18 protein-coding genes are annotated in these 17843 nt (G+C 70.3%); 4 read left to right on the top strand and 14 right to left on the bottom strand.

Annotated elements, in window-relative coordinates; translation table 11 throughout:
* Positions 1–77: 77 nt before the first annotated feature.
* The 12 genes from AB0C28_RS35640 to AB0C28_RS35585 form a co-directional block, all read right to left on the bottom strand.
* The gene (locus AB0C28_RS35640) at positions 78–839 is read right to left on the bottom strand and encodes an isoprenyl transferase (RefSeq protein WP_106240621.1); all 762 of its coding nucleotides are present in this window, start codon (positions 837–839) and stop codon (positions 78–80) included.
* 55 nt (positions 840–894) lie between these two features.
* Complete coding sequence (locus AB0C28_RS35635; RefSeq protein ID WP_357855014.1) at positions 895–1443, bottom strand: hypothetical protein; 549 nt, start codon at positions 1441–1443, stop codon at positions 895–897.
* Positions 1444–1484: 41 nt separating this feature from the next.
* Entirely contained in the window at positions 1485–2360 is an 876-nt protein-coding gene (locus AB0C28_RS35630) for a hypothetical protein (protein ID WP_358080105.1), read from the bottom strand.
* A 25-nt stretch (positions 2361–2385) separates the two neighbouring features.
* Positions 2386–2832: a hypothetical protein gene (locus AB0C28_RS35625; protein ID WP_358080104.1), complete on the bottom strand. Its 447-nt coding sequence runs from the start codon at positions 2830–2832 to the stop codon at positions 2386–2388.
* Positions 2829–3644 (bottom strand): DUF692 domain-containing protein, encoded by an 816-nt coding sequence (locus tag AB0C28_RS35620; RefSeq protein WP_358080103.1) that lies wholly within the window; start codon positions 3642–3644, stop codon positions 2829–2831. Before AB0C28_RS35620 ends, AB0C28_RS35625 begins: the two co-directional genes overlap by 4 nt.
* 1 nt (position 3645) lies before the next feature.
* A complete protein-coding gene (locus AB0C28_RS35615; RefSeq protein WP_358080102.1) occupies positions 3646–4551 on the bottom strand; it encodes a TIGR04222 domain-containing membrane protein in 906 nt (301 codons plus the stop codon).
* 161 nt (positions 4552–4712) lie between these two features.
* Positions 4713–5672: a TIGR04222 domain-containing membrane protein gene (locus tag AB0C28_RS35610; protein WP_358080101.1), complete on the bottom strand. Its 960-nt coding sequence runs from the start codon at positions 5670–5672 to the stop codon at positions 4713–4715.
* Positions 5673–5746: 74 nt separating this feature from the next.
* On the bottom strand, positions 5747–7576 hold the full coding sequence (locus AB0C28_RS35605; protein WP_358080182.1) for a phosphoenolpyruvate carboxykinase (GTP): 1830 nt from the start codon (positions 7574–7576) through the stop codon (positions 5747–5749).
* A gap of 213 nt (positions 7577–7789) precedes the next feature.
* On the bottom strand, positions 7790–8311 hold the full coding sequence (locus AB0C28_RS35600) for a hypothetical protein (RefSeq protein ID WP_358080100.1): 522 nt from the start codon (positions 8309–8311) through the stop codon (positions 7790–7792).
* A 168-nt stretch (positions 8312–8479) separates the two neighbouring features.
* Positions 8480–9658 (bottom strand): C40 family peptidase, encoded by a 1179-nt coding sequence (locus tag AB0C28_RS35595; protein ID WP_357855034.1) that lies wholly within the window; start codon positions 9656–9658, stop codon positions 8480–8482.
* A 122-nt stretch (positions 9659–9780) separates the two neighbouring features.
* Positions 9781–10281 carry a transcription elongation factor GreA gene (gene greA, locus AB0C28_RS35590; protein ID WP_106240602.1) on the bottom strand — a complete coding sequence of 167 codons (501 nt, stop codon included), beginning with the start codon at positions 10279–10281 and terminating at the stop codon, positions 9781–9783.
* A 108-nt stretch (positions 10282–10389) separates the two neighbouring features.
* Complete coding sequence (locus AB0C28_RS35585) at positions 10390–10809, bottom strand: DUF4307 domain-containing protein (protein ID WP_326635065.1); 420 nt, start codon at positions 10807–10809, stop codon at positions 10390–10392.
* Positions 10810–10943: 134 nt separating this feature from the next.
* On the opposite strand from AB0C28_RS35585, the gene mca reads away from it, so the two are divergent.
* From mca to AB0C28_RS35570, 3 genes are all read left to right on the top strand, one after another.
* Complete coding sequence (gene mca / locus AB0C28_RS35580; protein ID WP_357855037.1) at positions 10944–11828, top strand: mycothiol conjugate amidase Mca; 885 nt, start codon at positions 10944–10946, stop codon at positions 11826–11828.
* A 70-nt stretch (positions 11829–11898) separates the two neighbouring features.
* Entirely contained in the window at positions 11899–12147 is a 249-nt protein-coding gene (locus AB0C28_RS35575; RefSeq protein ID WP_358080099.1) for a hypothetical protein, read from the top strand.
* Positions 12148–12444 (top strand): GNAT family N-acetyltransferase, encoded by a 297-nt coding sequence (locus AB0C28_RS35570; protein ID WP_357855043.1) that lies wholly within the window; start codon positions 12148–12150, stop codon positions 12442–12444. It abuts the gene before it with no gap.
* Positions 12445–12542: 98 nt separating this feature from the next.
* Here AB0C28_RS35570 and AB0C28_RS35565 read toward each other — a convergent pair whose 3' ends face one another.
* Positions 12543–13691, bottom strand: a complete 1149-nt coding sequence (locus tag AB0C28_RS35565; RefSeq protein WP_358080181.1) for a hypothetical protein — start codon at positions 13689–13691, stop codon at positions 12543–12545.
* Between the two features lie 107 nt (positions 13692–13798).
* Here AB0C28_RS35565 and AB0C28_RS35560 point away from each other — a divergent pair, with 107 nt between their 5' ends.
* Complete coding sequence (locus AB0C28_RS35560; RefSeq protein WP_358080098.1) at positions 13799–15781, top strand: thioredoxin domain-containing protein; 1983 nt, start codon at positions 13799–13801, stop codon at positions 15779–15781.
* A 22-nt stretch (positions 15782–15803) separates the two neighbouring features.
* On the opposite strand, the gene AB0C28_RS35555 is transcribed toward AB0C28_RS35560, so the two are convergent.
* On the bottom strand, positions 15804–17798 hold the full coding sequence (locus AB0C28_RS35555; RefSeq protein WP_357855050.1) for a transglycosylase domain-containing protein: 1995 nt from the start codon (positions 17796–17798) through the stop codon (positions 15804–15806).
* Positions 17799–17843: the final 45 nt, after the last annotated feature.

Here is a 17843-nt window from a genome sequence, read left to right as displayed (position 1 = left end):
AAGGCGGGACCTCTCCGAAATGTCCGACCTGTGATCGGACACTTCCAACGTTACGTCCTGGATACCCGAATGTCGCGTCAGGAACCGTAACGCCGGTGCCTCGCAGCGTAATCACGCAACGCCCGCAGGAAGTCGACCCTGCGGAAGTCCGGCCAGTAAGCCTCGTGGAAGTAGAACTCAGAGTGAGCGCTCTGCCAGAGCATGAAGCCGGACAGACGTTGCTCGCCCGAAGTCCGGATGAGGAGATCCGGATCGGGCTGGCCGCGAGTGTAGAGATGCTCCGCGATGTGCTCGACATCGAGTACCTCGACGAGGTCCTCGATGCTCGCTCCCTTGCTCGCGTGCTCCTGGAGCAGTGAGCGCACCGCATCGGCAATCTCACGTCTTCCTCCATACCCAACTGCAACGTTCACAATCAGGCCTGGACGGTGTGATGACGCTTCTTTTGCATTTTTTAGGACATTAGCCGTGCGGTCCGGGAGCAGATCGAGCGCGCCGACGGGGCTGATGCGCCAGCCTTCCGCCACGAGCTCCTGCGTCACGTCCTCGATGATGCGCAGCAGGGGCTCCAGCTCTTCGCGCGGCCGGTTGAGGTTGTCGTTGGACAACATCCAGACCGTGACGACCTCGACGCCGCTCTCCCGGCACCAGCCGAGCAGCTCGGAGATCTTGTCGGCGCCCTTGCGGTGGCCCGACGCCACGTCGCGCATGCCCATGGCGCGCGCCCAGCGGCGGTTGCCGTCGATGATGACCCCGACATGCCGGGGGACGCTGTCCTTCGACAGCTTGGCCTCCAGCCGGCGTTCGTACAGCCGGTAGACCAGATCGCGCAGGCCCACGGAGTGCCTCCCAGCGGTGCTGTGCCCTTGGGGCGCTTGCCTCAACAGGCAATTATCACCGCGAATCGTCCGTGCCTGCTCCTTCTACCGGATTCCTCGCAATATCTCTACCTTCCAGACACCCTTCCGCCTCATTCACCAGCTCGCCCACGAACGCCGACAGCTCCGACGAGGTCAGCACGGCCCGCATGCCCACGCCCGTGGTGCCCCACGCCTCCACGAACGCCCTCCTGGTCAGCCGCCACGCGCCGGGGCCCGGCTGCCACATGGGGATGGTCCGCAGCTGGCAGCGCAGCTCTCCGCCGCCCACCAGGCCGGCCCTCGTGCGGTAGCGGAAGGAGAACAGCTCGCTGTCGGGCTCCTCACCGGGGAAACGGTCATCGGGGTCGGACCACCGCCTGGCCGCCCCGCCGCCCCTGCGGGCCTCGTCGACGCCGCGCGCCAACCGGCTCAGCAGCCAGCCGCAGCGCTCGCCCACGCTCCCGTACGGGGTGCCGTCGCGGTGGAGCTCCAGGGTGATCTCGTACGGCGTGCCGACGCTGTCGGTGCACGCGACGGGCGTGACGCTCAGGAACGAGCCGTCAACACAGCGTAGTCCTCCCACGCCTTCTCCGTATCCGCCCGAAAGGCCGCTAAACCGGCGTTTTACTGGGGCTTCCATGCGTGCTCGCGCCAGCCGGGCGGCTGGTGCCACTCCGTCCAGCCGTAGCCGGTACGCCCGTCCTCGGTCTCGTACGCGCACATCGCCCGGGGGAACTCGGCCACCTCGCCCTCGGGGGAGGTCAGCGTCACGGGGGCGAAGGCGATCGGGCGCACGGTCGTGGCGTTCCCGGGGAAGGCCAGCACCGTCTCGACGGGCCGGTCACCATCGAACGTGGTCGCCGCCGAGAAGCCCTCGACGTGCTCCAGGCCGCCGTCACCGGCCAGGAAGGCCGGCCAAGGCAGCTCCTGGCCCAGGTTGGCCCGCATGCCGTGCAGGTAGGTGCCGTCGTCCAGGCGGGCGCTGCTCCACAACCACGACAGTGACCACCAGTCGCGCACGCCCCAGCTGTGGTCGCGCTCGCCGTGACCGTGGAAGGGGACGCCGCCGATGGTGCCGGTGACCTGGCAGGGGATCTCGTAGCGGGGGGTGATGGCGTAGCCGTAGACGCCCGCCGCCGGGCGCCACTCCAGGTCGAACGTCAGGTCGTCCGAGGTCAGGCCGATCCTGGCCGGTCCGAAGGGGTGGGTCGTGGTGTGGGTGGCCGTGTAGTCCTGGCCCGTCACCGTGAGGTCGCCTGCGGGCAGCGGGGCCTCGTGGTCGATACGGGTGACGAGGCCGCCGGGGGTCACGAGGCAGGCCCAGTACCAGGCGCGCTTCCAGTGGGGATAGAGGCCGAGCCGGATGTATCCGGCCACCTCGCCGTCCTCGGAGACGAAGTCGTAGTACCAGGACTCGTTCCACAGCGGCTCGCCGCCGGGCTCGTGCCGGTGCTCGTCCGCCTCGGTCAGGGGCCATTGGCCCATGTTGACGATCCGCATGCCGCCTCCCAAGCGCTTGCTACGATCAGCTTAGGCCGCGGATCCTGGACCACCAGCGCCGCCGCGCGGGCGGCTCGGGCGGCTCGGCGGGTTGCGTTGGGGGCATCCTGCCGCGTTCGCGCAGCCAGGCGGCGAAGTCGTCGGCGTCGGTGCGGTAATCGGGCGGCGGCGCCGTGCGGGCCCGCGCGTACGCGGCGAACTCGGCGGCCAGGTCCTGGCCCGCCGCGACGGCCGTGTCGGGGCGGATCCTGGCCACGATGCCGCGCCGCTTGGCGATCAGGCTCGCCGCCTGGGCACGCATCCGGCCGGGATCGAACCCGTCCGGCACCTCCGCCCCTGCGACCAACGCCACCACGACCCGAGCCTGCGCCTCGGCCAGCCGAGCCACCTCGTCCTCGTGCGCGGCACCCACCCGGTCTTGCGTGGCGTCCGGCGCGGCGCCGGACGCCCTGCCGGACGGTTCCCGGCTCACCGGCGCTCTCCTGCCTGGGCCATCGCGGCCCTGATCCTGGACAGCTCGCCCGCCAGCATCGCGTCGCTCGGGTACTCGTCGTCCCACTCCAGCAGCACGCCCGGCGGGGTGACGCGGGCGCACAGCTCGGTGAGCAGGTCCAGCACGGCCTGCGGCGCGGTCGTGGTGTGCGTGTCGTGCCAGATGCCGCCGTGCTCGTACCCGCCGGCGACGTGCACGTACGCCAGGTGGTCGAGCGGCAGCGCGTCGAGCGCCGCCACGGCCGGGAGGCCCAGGTTGACCTGGTTGGTGTAGAGGTTGGCCACATCGATCAGCAGCCCCACCCCCGTGCGTTCCACCAGCTCGGCCAGGAACTCCGCCTCGGTCAGCTCGTCCTCGGGCCAGCCGAAGATGGCGGCGACGTTCTCCAGCGCCAGCGGGACGGGCAGCGCGTCCTGGGCGCGGCGCACGTTCTCCGTGACGACCCGCAGCGACGCGCGGGTGCGCGGCACGGGCAGCAGGTGCCCGGCCTCGATGCCGCCGCCCCTGACGAACGCCAGGTGCTCGCTCACCAGGGGCGCGTCCAGGGCCTGGGCGCAGGCGGCCAGGTGGGCCAGGCGGGCCGGGGACGGCGGTTCGGCGCCCCCGATCCCGAGCGACACCCCGTGCGGGACGACCGTCAGGCCCCTGGCCCGCAGCACGCGCAGCGACTCGGGTAACCGCGCGGGCTTGACGTTCTCGGCGACCACCTCGAGGAAGTCGACGCCGTCCATCCGTTCGATGGTCAGGTCCAGCTCGGACCGCCAGCCGATGCCCACGCCCAGCCCGGTCATGTCAGCATCCTCCTCCGCAACCTCCGCCACCGCAGCCGCCGCCCCCGCCGCAGCCGGACGCTCCGCTGCCGTAGCCCGATGTGTGGCTGTAGGAGACCAGCGTGCCGTTGTCGGCGTAGGAGGCGGCGGCCCTGGGCCGGCGTTCGCGACGGGGCTCACGCTTGCGCAATTCCGTCCGCAGGGCCGGGTCCTGGACGGAACGGGGCCCGTAGAGCGCGATCGGCACGGGGCCTTCGGCGACGCCCTCGGCGTTCTCGCGCCTGGCCCGCTCGATCGCCTCGTGGCCCGACGCGGTCAGCCCGTCGCGCAGGCGGCGCCGGTGACCGGCCAGCACGACCTCGGCGGCGATCCCCGCACCCGCGAAGACGAGCAGAGCCAGGACGGCGAGGAAGGCCGGGTCCACGAGCACCGTCAGTCCTTCCAGCCCGGCGCCGGCGTAGGCCGCCACCGACGTCATCCGCAGCCGGAAGCAGAGCCTGCGCACCCGGGCGAACGAGCCGTCCTCGAACAGCAGGCCCTCGTCCGTGAGGCGCTGCTTGATCGCCTGCACCGCGAAGCTCCTGGTGACCTCGATCCGCAGCGACATCACGGGCAGGCCCGAGCGGACGGCCACCGCGCCGAGCACGGCCGCCTCCACCGGCTCGCGGGTGACGGTCCCCTTCGTCACCTTGTGCACCCTGCCGCCGCGTGACATGCGCAGGTCGCCGGAGCCGGCCAGCAGCGCGATGGCGGTGTCGGCCACCCGCTGCGGGCCGCCCACCAGGTACGCCAGGTCGTAATGGCCGAGACGCAGACGCCCGGATCCGGCTGTGGCCAGGATGTCGGCCCGTGCGCGCCGGATGTTCGTGGTGGTGCTGACGGCGTAAGCGCCCAGGCCCACCGAAACGATCAGCAGAAACAAGTCCATGTGCGGCCTCCCCTCGTAGGCCGAGCTGGGAGTGCGTACCGGATGGTACGCCTACGAAGCACGCTAGCCACCGCGGACGCGACGGCCGGACTTCTGCTCGTTTCGCTATCTACCGGTACTTTTCCGCATTTGCCGATCATGGGATACTTGACGGTCTTGGGTCATCCGCTGCCGCCACCACAGCTCGACCCGCAACTGGACCCGCAGCTCGACCCGCCTCCCGAGTCACCGCCTGAGCCGCCGAAGTCGCCGCCGCCGTAGGAGTCGGTGCCGTACGTGGTGCCGTCGCCGCCCGCATGGGTGCCGCAGGAGCCGGCGCAGTCGCCTCCGGGGTCCCCTGCCGACAGCTCGTCGCAGAGCGCCTGGTCACCGGCGTCCTGGAGCCCGTACAGGGCGACGGGGACACCCACCGCCAGGGCCAGCGAGGCCGGATCGCGCACGCCTCTGGGATGGTGGCCGCGGGCCGCGACCAGGACGGCGCGGCCCTCCCTGGTGGTGACGCTGTGCAGCCGCCGGTCCTGCTTGGCGAGTGCCACCAGGCCCGTGACCAGGGCGACCGCCGCGATGAACAGCGCTCCGGCGAACGCCGTCTCCTCCCCCGCCAGGTCGAGGTTGTCCAGCACGATCAGCAGCACCAGGTAGCCGGCGGCTCCGAGGGTGATCCACTTGAGCCGGTCCCTGAGCCGCCACGCCGTGCCGTACGCCTGCTGGGGCACGATCAGGCCGCGTGCCTCCAGCCCGCCGGCCAGCGCCGTGAGGGCGGGGTGCCGCTCCAGCTCGCGGCGCAGCTCACCGGCGCGGCAGCCGCCCGGCCTGGCCGCCAGTGTGTCCAGCACGGCCTGTTCGAGCGGGTCGGGCGAGGGGCGCGCGCCGTGCACCGGCGTGACCTGCGAGCCCCTGGACACGCGGACGGCGCCGGCCGTCGCGAGGACGGCCAGCGCCGTGTTGATGGCCCGTCTCGGCCCGCCTGCCAGGTAGGCCAGCTCGTAGTGGTTCAGCCGGTGGCCGGCGCCGCTCGGCTCGCGCTCGCCGACGCGGCGGCGCTCGCGTTCGACCCGCTGCCCGGCCCGGCTGACCACGAGGAACACGCCGATGGCGGCGACGAGCAGGATCGAGTCCACGGGCGCCCCTCCCTCGCGGTACGACAGTGCGTCAAGTTAGACGGCATCCGCCGTACCACACAAGGGAGATCGCGTCAGCCGAGGCGGTCGAGCAGCGCGTTGTACTCGTCCCACAGCTCCTTCGGCAGGTGGCTGCCGAAGGTCTCGAAGTGGGCCGGGATCAGCGCGGCCTCCTCGCGCCACACCTCGCGGTCGACGCTCAGCAGCGTGCGCAGGTCGTCCTCGGGCAGGTCCAGGCCCTCGGTGTCGAGGTCGCCGGGCAGCAGGCCGATCGCGGTGGGCACGGCCTTGGCCTCGCCGTTCAGCCGCTCGACGACCCACTTGAGCACCCGGCTGTTCTCGCCGAAGCCCGGCCAGATGAACTTGCCGTCGGCGTTCTTGCGGAACCAGTTGACGTAGTAGATGCGCGGCAGCCGCGCGCCCTCGCGCCGGCCGATGTTGATCCAGTGGCCGAAGTAGTCGCCCATGTTGTAGCCGCAGAACGGCAGCATGGCGAACGGGTCGTGACGCAGCTCGCCGACCTTGCCCTCGGCGGCGGCGGTCTTCTCGGAGGCGACGTTGGCTCCGAGAAAGACGCCGTGCTCCCAGCTCAGCGACTCTGTCACCAGAGGTACGGCGGTGGCGCGGCGGCCGCCGAACAGAATCGCCGAGATGGGCACGCCCTTGGGGTCCTGCCACTCGGGTGCGATGGTCGGGCACTGCCCGGCCGGGGTGGTGAAGCGGGCGTTCGGATGAGCGGCGGGCTCGTCGCTGTCAGGCGTCCACGAGCGGCCCTTCCAGTCGGTCAGGTGCGCGGGAGGCCGCTCCGTGAGGCCCTCCCACCACACGTCGCCGTCGTCGGTGAGGGCGACGTTGGTGAAGATGCTGTTGCCCCAGAGCGTCTTGATCGCGTTGGCGTTCGTCACCTCGCCGGTGCCGGGGGCGACGCCGAAGAAGCCGGCCTCGGGATTGATCGCGTAGAGCCGGCCGTCGTCGCCGAAGCGCATCCAGGCGATGTCGTCGCCGATCGTCTCGACCTTCCAGCCGGGGATCGTGGGCTGGAGCATGGCGAGGTTGGTCTTGCCGCACGCGCTCGGGAAGGCGGCGGCGATGTAGCGGGTCTCGCCGGAAGGCGGCGTGAGCTTGAGGATGAGCATGTGCTCGGCCAGCCAGCCCTCGTCGCGGGCCATGACGCTGGCGATGCGCAGGGCGTAGCACTTCTTGCCGAGCAGGGCGTTGCCGCCGTAGCCGGAGCCGTAGGACCAGATCTCGCGGGTCTCGGGGAAGTGGCTGATGTACTTCGTGCTGCTGCACGGCCAGGGCACGTCGTCCTGGCCGGGTTCGAGCGGCGCCCCGACGGAGTGCACCGCCCTGACGAAGTCGCCGCGCTCCTCGATCAGCCGCAGCGCCCTGTCGCCCATGCGGGTCATGACCCGCATGGAGACGGCGACGTACGCGGAGTCGGTGATCTCGACGCCGAGCTGCGAGATCTCGCCGCCCAGCGGGCCCATGCAGAAGGGCACGACGTACATGGTCCTGCCGCGCATGCAGCCCTTGAACAGCGCGCCGAACGTCTGCCGCATCTCGCCGGGGGCGATCCAGTTGTTCGTGGGCCCGGCGTCGTCCTCCCGCTCGGAGCAGATGAAGGTACGGTCCTCCACCCGCGCCACGTCGGTGGGGTCGGACTTGGCGTAGAAGCTGTTGGGCCTGGCGGCCAGGCGCGTGAGCGTTCCCTGCTCGACGAGGAGGTTGGTCAGACGCGTCCACTCCTCCTCAGACCCGTCGCACCACTCGATGCGGTCGGGCTGGGTCAGGGCTGCGATCTCGCTCACCCACGCCCGCAATTCACTATTGGTGGTGGGTGCGGTTACTTCCACGGAAACGGACACGGCGGTGACTCCTCCACTCTTCCAAGGCCCAGTCATCATTAACGACGAGGCGGCCGGAAAGCCAATTGGCATAGACCTCTTGGCCAGGCCGTCGCCGCAGGCAGAGGCCTTGACGATTGGGGGAGCCTACCCAGGCCGAGCGGATTTAAAAGAAGCAATTCCGAGCACTGGTCCAGTCCAATTAAGCTGGTCTAAACCAATTTTCGAAGTGGTTTAGTCCAATGCCGGAGCCGTTTCCCCTGGGCCGTCTCAGGAATTGACGTCCGGCCCCGCGGAGCGAACGCGGTCGACGTGCTGGAGAGCGTCGCGCAGATCGCTCAGCCAGGTGTCGGTGTTCTTGCCCACCAGGCGCACGCACCAGGCGAGTGCGTCGCTGCGACTCCTGGCCACACCCGCGGCCACGAGCGTGTCGAGCACCTGGCGTTCCGACTGACGCAGGCGGGTCATGACGGGCACGGAGAGTGTGGTGAACATCACAGTCTCACCGCCGCAGACGACACCCCAGGAGACCTTCTGCCGGAACTTGCGCTCGGCCTCCCTGGCGATCTCGATCCGCCGTTCGCGCGTCTCCTCCCTGAACCTGACCGCGAGCCCCTCGATCAGCGCGGCGCGCTCGGACTCCGGCACGTCTTCTGGAGGGCCGGGCAGGGTGCCGAGTACCGCGATCTCCTCGCGGTCCCTGACGATCTCGGGCGCGCCGGTGAACCAGCCTTCGGGCAGCCGCCCGGTGAACCAGCCGCGCACCTGCGCGGTCGCATCATCTGTTGCCATGTAATCAACATTACATAGTTGCGGCGCCGATGCACGGAAGGGATAGCGAAGACTGTCCATGAGGCGTGTCTCCGGTCTCCGGTTCTTCGGTCTCCAGTCGAGGAGGCTCCCGACGCCCTGGCCTCTCCCCGGAGGCTCTGACACCGTCCGGAGCGAGCTTCTGACGGGCTATCGGACCCCGGCCGCCGCCACGGGGCTGACGCGGACGACTCCGGCCAGGTTGCGGGTGTTCACCGGGACGATCTTGACCACGTCGCCGGTGCGCGGCGCGTGCAACATCTTCCCGTCACCCCAGTAGATCGCCACGTGCGAGATGTAGTCGGGGTTGGTCGGGTCGTTGCGCCAGAAGAGCAGGTCGCCCGGCTGCGCCTGCGCGAGCGGCACCTGTGGCCCGGTCACCCACTGCTGGTGCGTCACCCGCGGCATCCGCACCCCGGCCTGCGCGAAGGCCCACTGGACCAGGCCCGAGCAGTCGAAGGTGTCGGGGCCCTCGGCGCCCCAGACGTAGGGGCGGCCCAGCTTGGACACGGCCGCCCTGAGCGCCACCGTGAGCTGTTCGCCCGTCATGAACGAGCCGGCCGGCCAGTTGCGCGCCACGCTCTGCCGCGGGCGGGGCAGCACCGGGTTGACCATGGCCACCTGCGTGCCCTTGGGCAACACCTTCAGGATGCGCTTGCGCAGGGTGTCGGAGTTGGCCTTGGGCGCGCTGACGATGAGCGCGTTGTTCTGCGGCACCCCGAGGGTACGGCCGACGTCCCTGGACACGACCGCGTCCACCGCGCCGAAGCCCGTGGTGGCGTACGCGCCGATGCGCAGGTTGCCCGCCGAGCCCGCCGGCACCCTGCGGTGCAGCGTGAGCCCGCCGTCGTTGCCCAGCACGAACGAGACCGCCACGTCACCGGCCGCCACGTTCTGCCAGAGCGCGTCGGACGCGGCGGTCACCTTGGGGGTGTAGGCGCGGAACGTGGAGGGGTTGACGGCCAGGGTCTGTACCCGCTTGCCGTCGAGCGTGATCGAGGCCGCGTCGGCCAGCTCCAGCGCGCGTACGCCGGAAAGTCTCGCGACCCTCTGTAAAGCGGCGTTGGTGAACGGCCTGCGGGTGAGCACGAACAGGTTGGGCTTGTGCAGTTTGCCCAGCGGCGCGACCGGCTGGAGGGTCCTGGCCTGCGAGGTCTGTTCCTGGGGGCGCTGTTCTTGGGAGCGCCGTTCTTGGGGGCGCTTGTCGGCCAGCAGCGACTGTTTCGGCGTGGCGCGTACCGCGACGGGCTCGACGGCCGTGCGGGCCTGCGTGAGCAGCAGCACGTCGGCGGTCATCACCGCCACGAGCGCCACCACGATGAATGGCACGAGTTTGAGCGTGTTGCGCCGCTTACGGGTTTTGACTAAGAAACTGAGGTCTTGCCGAATTCCGGATGAATGCGAAAATGCCGCCGGGCCAGCGTGGGCCCGGCGGTCGTCGTCCAGGGGGGTCAGTTGCCGATGTACGGCACAGCCTCGAGGATCTCGACGGTGTTCTGCCGTCCGTTGGGCATGGAGTAGGTCGCCTTCTCACCGATCTTCTTGCCGTTGATCGCCGAGCCCAGCGGGGACTTGGGCGAATAGACGTCGATCGGCGCTCCGCTCTCCTCGCGGGAGGCGAGCAGGAAGGTGACCTCGTCGTCGTCACCGACGAACCTGATCGTGACGGTCATGCCGGGCCCGACCACACCCTCGGCCTTGGGGGCCTCGCCCACCTGGGCGTTGTCGAGGATCTGGCGCAGGTGGAAGATCCTGGCCTCCATCTTGCCCTGCTCGTCCTTGGCGGCGTGGTAGCCGCCGTTCTCCTTCAGGTCGCCTTCTTCGCGGGCAGCCTCGATCTTCTTGGCGATGTCGACGCGCCCGGGGCCGGAGAGGTATTCGTACTCCCCCTTCAGGCGGTCGTACGCCTCCTGCGTCAGCCAGGTGACGTTCTCATCGCGAGAGTCGGCCACGGGTTCTCCTTGCTTGCCTAGGGGGCCCTGAGATCACTTGAGGATGCGTACGGTTGAATTGCGAAAGGCTAACAAGTTAACCGCTCGAACGCTTCCCCAAATGTCTCACTATACGAGATTGCAGTACTGGATGTGGACGGAAGTCGCCTGACCGCTCGTGTCGAGGCTTTCCTTGAGCTGCTTACTACCCTCACCAGCCGGGATTCTTACTTCCTTGCTGCCCACTTCCGCGTGATCGACGTCCAGCGCCCTGATCCGGCAGACGGCCACCCTATCGTCTGCCTTGTACACCTCAAAGGTGATCTCGGCGCGGCTGGGCCCCAGCACCTCGAACGTGATCACCTGCGACGGCGCCTCCGACCCGCCCGCGGTCATCGACCACATCACGTAACCCCACCCACCGGCGATGATGGCGACGAGCACGCCGATCACCACGTGGACGACGAGCCGGCCACCTCGCTTGGGGCGATCGGGGAAGTCGTCGGGGGTGCCGAGAACCGGTCCGTTCTCGACATCTCTGGTGGCCATGGCGGAATCTCCCTGCACTCCCTGAGCGTTATCCGAGACAATTGTCGCCCGCGGGGGGTGTGCCCTCGCGACCGCCCAGCAGAAACTAACCTCTCTGGGCGACTGACTGGTCCCGACTGAGGAGCATCGAGCTCGTGAGTGCACCGCTGAGGCTGATGGCCGTTCACGCCCACCCCGACGACGAGTCGAGCAAGGGTGCCGCGACGATGGCGCGTTATGTCCGCGAAGGCGTGGAAGTGCTGGTCTGTACGCTGACAGGCGGTGAGCGCGGCTCGGTGCTGAACCCCAAGATGGACCGGCCCGAGATCGTGGCCAACATCGGCGAGGTGCGCAGGGCCGAGATGGCCAGGGCGCGCGAGATCCTCGGCGTCGAGCAGCGTTTCCTGGGCTTCGTCGACTCCGGGCTGCCGGAGAGCGAGGAGGAGGAGCTGCCCGAGGGCTGCTTCGCCCTGCACAAGCTTGAAGACGCCGCCGCTCCGCTGGTGGCCGCCGTACGCGAGTTCAGGCCGCACGTGATCATCACGTACGACGACGACGGCGGCTACCCCCACCCCGACCACATCATGACGAACAAGGTCTCCGTCGAGGCCTTCGAGGCGGCCGGCGACCCCGACCGCTACCCGGGCGCCGGCGACCCGTGGCAGCCGCTCAAGCTCTACTACCAGATGGGCTTCACCAAGGAGCGCTTCGAGGCTCTGCACGAGGCCATGACCGAGCGCGGCCTCGGCTCCCCCTACTCCGACTGGATCGCCCGCTGGGAGGACCGCCCCGCCAAGTGGCCGGTGACCACGCGCGTGCCCTGCGGCGACTACTTCGAGATCCGCGACGAGGCCCTGCTGGCGCACGCCACCCAGGTCGACCCCGACGGCTTCTGGTTCGTCTGCCCGCGCGAACTACAGCAGGAGATCTGGCCGACCGAGGACTACCACCTGGCCCGCTCGCTGGTCGACACCGAGCTGCCCGAGGACGACCTGTTCGCCGGCATCCACGCCGACGAGGTCGAGCCCGCCTGCCACTGACGGCGCCCCTGGCCGGAGCACGACCCCCCGGTGGCAGACTGGAAGGGTGACCGTTCTAGCAGCTGGTGACGTGAGCCCGGGCGTCCTCGGTTTCATCGTCGTGGCCCTCATCGGATTCGCCCTCTATCTCCTGATCAAGTCGATGAACAAGCAGATGTCGAAGATCCAGGTGCCGCGCGAGAGCGAACTCGACGACAGCGCCGACGGCCGGGCGTCCGATGCCGCCGGCGATCGGGCCGGCGGGACCGACGGGGTCGATGAGGCCGCCGGGGCCGACGGGGCCGACGACAAGGTCGTCGCTGACAAGAAAGCCGAATAAATGCCGATGGAAGTCGTCGACAACACGACGGAAAACCGGTTCGAGATCCTCGTGGACGGCAAGGTCGCCGGGTTCGCCGACTATCGGCTGCTGCCCACCAAGGTCGTCTTCACCCACACCGAGGTGCTGCCCGCCTACGAGGGGCAGGGGCTGGCCGGCAAGCTGGTCGACCAGGCCCTGCGCACCAGCGCCGACACGGGGCTGCGGGTCGTGCCGCTCTGCCCGTACGTGGCGAAGTACATCAAGCGCCACCCCGAGTTCGAGGACCTCGTGGACGCCCAGGACCGTACCGCCTGACAGCGCCGTAACGACTGGGCCGTACCGACTGACGGGGCCGTGCGGCCGGGCGTGCCCGCGAAGGACGCACTCGCGACGGACGTACCCGCGACGGAGGTTCAGTCGACGGCGGGCGACCAGGCACGTTCCAACGCCTGCGGCAGCCCCCACCAGCCCAGCCGGGTGAGCACCTCGCTCCCGTCCACGATGCCGAGGTGCCCCCACAGGCTCACCACCGACGCGAACAGCCCCTCCGTGGCGCCGAGGTCGTCCTCGTCCTGATCGTCGATGTCGATGTCCTCGGACTCGGCGATGAGCCGCGCCATCCGTTCCGGCGAGGCCAGCACGCCAGGACCCAGCCGCACCAGCGCCGCCACCCCGGCCAGCCAGTCGGCGTGCTGGATCGCGCAGAGGTTGGCCAGCGCCGTGTCCTCCTCGCCCAGCTCCCCGTCCAGGTCGGCGAACTCCTCCAGCACGTCACCGCCCTCCGACAGGTCGGAGACCGGCCCCGCGACGCCCGCCGCCACCGCCAGCCACAGCTCCACGTCGTCGTCCGGCACCGGCCGCTCGTCGAACCCGGCGCAGGCCCGCAGCACGCTGCCGGGATAGCCGGGCAGGTCCAGCAGCGCCCGCAGCCTCGTGGCGGCCGCCTCCAGCTCCTCTGCGGGCAGCTCAGGCCGTTCGGGCAGCTCCGCCATGATGCGGCGCAGCTCCGACAGCGCGAACGCCTCCTCCTCGTCCCAGGCGGCGAACAGCTCCTCGTCCTGCTCGTCGCTCACCGCGAACCCCGGCACCCTGCCGTCGGGCAGCGGCGTGCTCAGCCAGCGCTCCTGCAGCTCCTCGTACGCCTGCCTGGCCGCCCTGTCGCCGGTCGCCAGCGCGTCGGGATCGACCTCGCCCGCCTCCACCCGCTCCTCCAGGTAGGCCACCAGCCGCGCGAACATCTCCGTGGCCACGGGCCCGCGCTCGTCCTCCTCCGGCCACACGAAGTAGCCGGGCGTCACGAGGATCGGCTCCGTGCCCGTGGACTCGACCCACCGCTGCACGTCACCGACCGTGGCCACACCCGCCTCGATGGAGCCGAGCGTCGCCTTGGCCGACTCCCAGAACGCGACGGAGAGCGGGTTGCCCGCCGCCATCATGGCCCGCCGCAGGTCGGGCAGCGCCACGAGCGCGACCCCCGACGGCACGGCGAGCAACGCGCGCGCCACGTCCCTGCGCGTGATCCCGCTCGCGGGCCGGCCGGCGTAGGCGCGGAGGAAGTCCATGTCCACGCCCCGTAACCTACGCCGTCCCACCCACCCGAGTCAGCCTGCCCAGACCCGCGCGCCCGGGCACGGCGGTGGTGGCGTCTAGGGTTGGCAGGGGAGGCTTCATGAACCGGTTGAAAGACGCGACCAGCCCTTATCTGCTCCAGCACGCCGACAACCCGGTCGACTGGCATCCGTGGGGCGAGGAGGCGTTCGCGGAGGCGCGCCGGCGGGATGTGCCGCTGCTCATCAGCGTGGGCTACTCAGCCTGCCACTGGTGTCACGTCATGGCCCATGAGAGCTTCGAGGACGCCGGCACCGCGCGCCTCATGAACGAGCACTTCGTCAACATCAAGGTCGACCGCGAGGAGCGTCCCGACGTCGACGCCGTCTACATGGGCGCCACGCAGGCCATGACGCAGCAGGGCGGCTGGCCGATGACGGTGTTCGCGACGCCCGACGGGCATCCGTTCTACTGCGGCACCTACTTCCCGCGCCCCGCCTTCCAGCGCCTGCTCACCGAGGTGCACCGGGTGTGGACCGGCGACAGGGACTCCGTGCTGCGTCAGGGCGCGAAGGTGGTGGAGGCGCTCAACACGCACGCCACCCTGCCCACTGGGCCGCTGCCGGGCGAGGAGACGCTGCGCGAGGCCGTGGCCGACCTGCGGCGTACGTTCGACGAGGCCCACGGCGGGTTCGGCGGAGCGCCCAAGTTCCCGCCGTCGATGGTGCTGGAGTTCCTGCTGCGCTCGGGCGAGCGGGAGATGAGCGGCGCGACGCTGGAGGCGATGGCCCGCGGCGGCATGTACGACCAGCTCGGCGGCGGGTTCGCCCGCTACAGCGTGGACCGCGCGTGGGTGGTGCCGCACTTCGAGAAGATGCTCTACGACAACGCCCTGCTGCTGCGCGTCTACACGCACTGGTGGAAGGCGGGCGGCGGCGAGCTCGCGCGGCGGGTGGCGCTGGAGACGGCGGGATGGCTGCTGCGCGAGCTGCGCACGCCCGAGGGCGGGTTCGCCTCGGCCCTCGACGCCGACAGCGAGGGCGTGGAGGGCAAGTTCTACGTCTGGACGCCCGGGGAGCTGAGCGAGGTGCTGGGCGAGGACGACGGCCGGTGGGCCGCCGGGCTGTTCGAGGTGACGGCGGCCGGCACGTTCGAGCACGGCTCGTCCGTGCTGCGACTGCTGCGCGACCCGGAAGATCCTGAGCGGTACGCGGATGTACGGTCGCGGCTGCTGGCCGCCCGTGAGCGCCGGGTGCGTCCCGGGCGCGACGACAAGGTCGTGGCCGCGTGGAACGGCCTGGCCATCGCGGCGCTGGCCGAGACCGGCGCCGTGTTCGAGCGTCCCGAGCTGGTGGCGGCGGCCACGGAGGCGGCCGAGCTGCTCGCCCGCACCCACATCGACGGCGGCAGGCTGCTGCGCACCTCCAAGGACGGCCGGGCGGGCACGAACGCCGGCGTGCTGGAGGACTACGCCGACCTGGCCGAGGGTCTGATCTCCCTGTACGGCGTCACGGGCGAGGCCAGGTGGCTGCGGCTGGCGGGCACGCTGCTCGACACCGTGCTCGACCGGTTCTCCGACGGGACGGGCGGCTTCTACGACACCGCCGACGACGCCGAGCGGCTCTTCCAGCGGCCCCAGGACCCGACCGACAACGCCACCCCCTCCGGCCAGTACGCGGCCGCCGGCGCCCTGCTCTCCTACGGGGCGCTGACCGGCTCCACCCGGCACCGTGAGGCCGCACAGGCCGCGCTGGGCACCGTGTCGGTGCTGGCCACGCAGCATGCCAGGTTCGCGGGGTGGGGGCTGGCCGTGGCGCGTGCGGCGCTGTCGGGGCCCGCCGAGGTGGCCGTGGTCGGGCCGGCCGACGACCCGCGTACGGCGGCGCTGCACCGCGAGGCACTGCTCGCCGCCGCGCCCGGGCTGGTCGTCGCCCTGGGACGGGGTGACCACAACGGACTCGCCGGGCGTGAGCCCGTCTTTCCCGCACTGCTGGAGGGACGTGAGCCGGTCGGCGGCGCACCGGCCGCGTACGTGTGCAGGCAGTTCACCTGCCGCATGCCTGTGACGACGGTCGAGGAACTACGCGCCGAGCTGGCCCGCTGACCCGCTCAACAGTTCCAGCAGGTCAGCCGGTCGGGCGGCGGCTGGGGCGGTCGTCCGTGCCGCCACCACCCCCGTCCTGCTGGATCGACGGCTGGTCGGGCAGCAGCGTGTCCGGCGGGGCGGTCTCGCGTGGCTGCTCGTCGGGCCGGCCGTCGTCCTGCGGCGCCTCCTCCGTCGGCTGCTCGTCGGGGAACGGCTCGTCGGTGACGTCGGGCTCGGGAACGTCCCAGTCGTCCTGGTCGGGCGGCGGCGAGTACTCCTGGTCGGGTACGTCCCCCTGACCAGGGTCGGGCTCCGAGTAGTCGGGCGACCAGCCGTACTCCGACGGCTCGGGGAACTCCTCGACCGGCTTGCCCGCCATCGCCTCGGTCATGAACGCCCGCCAGATCTGCGCCGGCAACTGACCGCCGAACTGGGTGCCGTACCCGGGGATCGTCACCGTGGCGTTGTCGTCGCGGAACATGTTCACCGCCACCGCGAGCTGCGGCGTGAAGCCGTTGAACCAGACCGCCTTGGACTCGTCCGTGGTGCCGGTCTTGCCGGCCACCGGGCGGTCGTAGAGGCGGGCGGCGGTACCGGTGCCGTACTTGACGACCTGTTCCATCGCGTACGTGGTGTCGGCGGCGGCCTGCTCGCCGACCGCCTTGGTGGCCAGCGGCTTGACGACCGCCTCGCGCCCGTCGGCGTCGGTGACCGACTTCACCACGTGGGCCTCCATGTGCACGCCCTTGTTGGCGAAGGTGGAGAAGCCGGAGGCGTTCTGGACGGCGCTGACGGAGGCCACGCCGAGCGGGAAGGCGGCGGCGTTCGCGTGCTGGTCGAGCTGGGCGGCCGGGATCCCGGCCGCCTCGGCGGTCTTGGCGACCTTGTCCAGGCCGACCTTCTGGCCGAGGTCCACGAAGGCGGTGTTGACGGAGTTCTGGGTGGCGCTGACGAGGTTGATCTGCCCGTACGAGCGGTCGCCGTCGTTGGGGATCGACTGGGAGGCGGAGGCGACGCGCATGGGCGAGTTGCCGTTGACCCTGGTGGACAGGTCGAAGCCGTTGTCGAGCGCGGCGGCCAGCGTGTACGGCTTGAACGTCGACCCGGCCATGACCTTGGCCGAGAACGCGCTGTCGTAGTACTTCGACTGGGAGGGCTTGCCCCCGTAGAAGGCGACGACCTCGCCCGTGGCGGGATCGACGGCCGCCAGGCCGGTGCGTACCTTCTTGGGCGTGTCGTCGGGCAGCATGTCGGAGACCGCCCGCTCGGCCGCCTGCATGAGCTTCTTGTCGAACGTCGTGACGATCTTGAGCCCGCCGCTGTTGACGTCCTCGTCGGAGTAGCCACGCCGGTTGAGCTCGGCGGTGACCTGCTCCAGCATGTATTGGGCCTGACCCTTGAGCTCGAACGGCTTCTTCGGCGCCTTGAGCTTGGGGAAGACCTGGGAGGCCACCTCGTCGGCGCGCAGCGCGCCGGTCTGGCCCATCGCGGCGATCACCGAGCGCCAGCGTTCCTGGGCGGCGGCCAGGTCGGAGCCCTTGGGCGCGGCGAAGCGGCTGGGCTGCTGGATCACCGAGGCGAGGTAGGCGCCCTCCGACACGCTCAGCTCCTCGACGTCCTTGCCGAAGTAGGCGCGCGCCGCCGACTGGATGCCGTTGGCGCCCCGGCCGAAGTAGATCGTGTTCAGGTACTGCTCCAGCACCCAGTCCTTCGACCTGGACTGGTCGACCTTCATCGCGATGAGGATCTCTTTGAACTTGCGGGTGACGGAACGTTCCTGGCTCAGGCCGCTGTAGTAGTTGCGCACGAGCTGCTGGGTGATGGTGGAGCCGCCCTGGAGCTGCTGCCCGGTGAGGGTGGACCACACGGCCCGCCCGGTGCCCTTGAGCGAGACGCCGGCGTCCTCGTAGAAGGAGCGGTTCTCGGCGGCGATGACCGCGTCGCGCACGTGCTTGGGCACCTTGGCCAGCTCGACCTTCCTGCGGTCGATCCCCTGGCGCGCCAGCACCGTCTTGCCGTCGCGGTAATAGATCACCGAGCCCTGCGCGGTGGCCTGTTTCTGGGTCGTATCCGGAATGGG

The sequence above is a fragment of the Nonomuraea sp. NPDC048892 genome (assembly GCF_040649735.1).
GTDB lineage: Bacteria > Actinomycetota > Actinomycetes > Streptosporangiales > Streptosporangiaceae > Nonomuraea > Nonomuraea maheshkhaliensis.
This window is presented reverse-complemented; position numbering and strand designations above follow the sequence as displayed.

Excerpts from the sequence above, each read along its gene's own strand:
- AB0C28_RS35630 (WP_358080105.1), bottom strand. The coding sequence starts at position 2,360 with ATGCGGATCGTCAACATGGGCCAATGGCCCCTGACCGAGGCGGACGAG.
- AB0C28_RS35620 (WP_358080103.1), bottom strand. The coding sequence starts at position 3,644 with ATGACCGGGCTGGGCGTGGGCATCGGCTGGCGGTCCGAGCTGGACCTG.
- AB0C28_RS35615 (WP_358080102.1), bottom strand. The coding sequence starts at position 4,551 with ATGGACTTGTTTCTGCTGATCGTTTCGGTGGGCCTGGGCGCTTACGCC.
- AB0C28_RS35605 (WP_358080182.1), bottom strand. The coding sequence starts at position 7,576 with ATGACTGGGCCTTGGAAGAGTGGAGGAGTCACCGCCGTGTCCGTTTCC.
- AB0C28_RS35600 (WP_358080100.1), bottom strand. The coding sequence starts at position 8,311 with ATGGCAACAGATGATGCGACCGCGCAGGTGCGCGGCTGGTTCACCGGG.
- AB0C28_RS35585 (WP_326635065.1), bottom strand. The coding sequence starts at position 10,809 with ATGGCCACCAGAGATGTCGAGAACGGACCGGTTCTCGGCACCCCCGAC.
- AB0C28_RS35570 (WP_357855043.1), top strand. The coding sequence starts at position 12,148 with ATGCCGATGGAAGTCGTCGACAACACGACGGAAAACCGGTTCGAGATC.
- AB0C28_RS35565 (WP_358080181.1), bottom strand. The coding sequence starts at position 13,691 with ATGGACTTCCTCCGCGCCTACGCCGGCCGGCCCGCGAGCGGGATCACG.
- AB0C28_RS35560 (WP_358080098.1), top strand. The coding sequence starts at position 13,799 with ATGAACCGGTTGAAAGACGCGACCAGCCCTTATCTGCTCCAGCACGCC.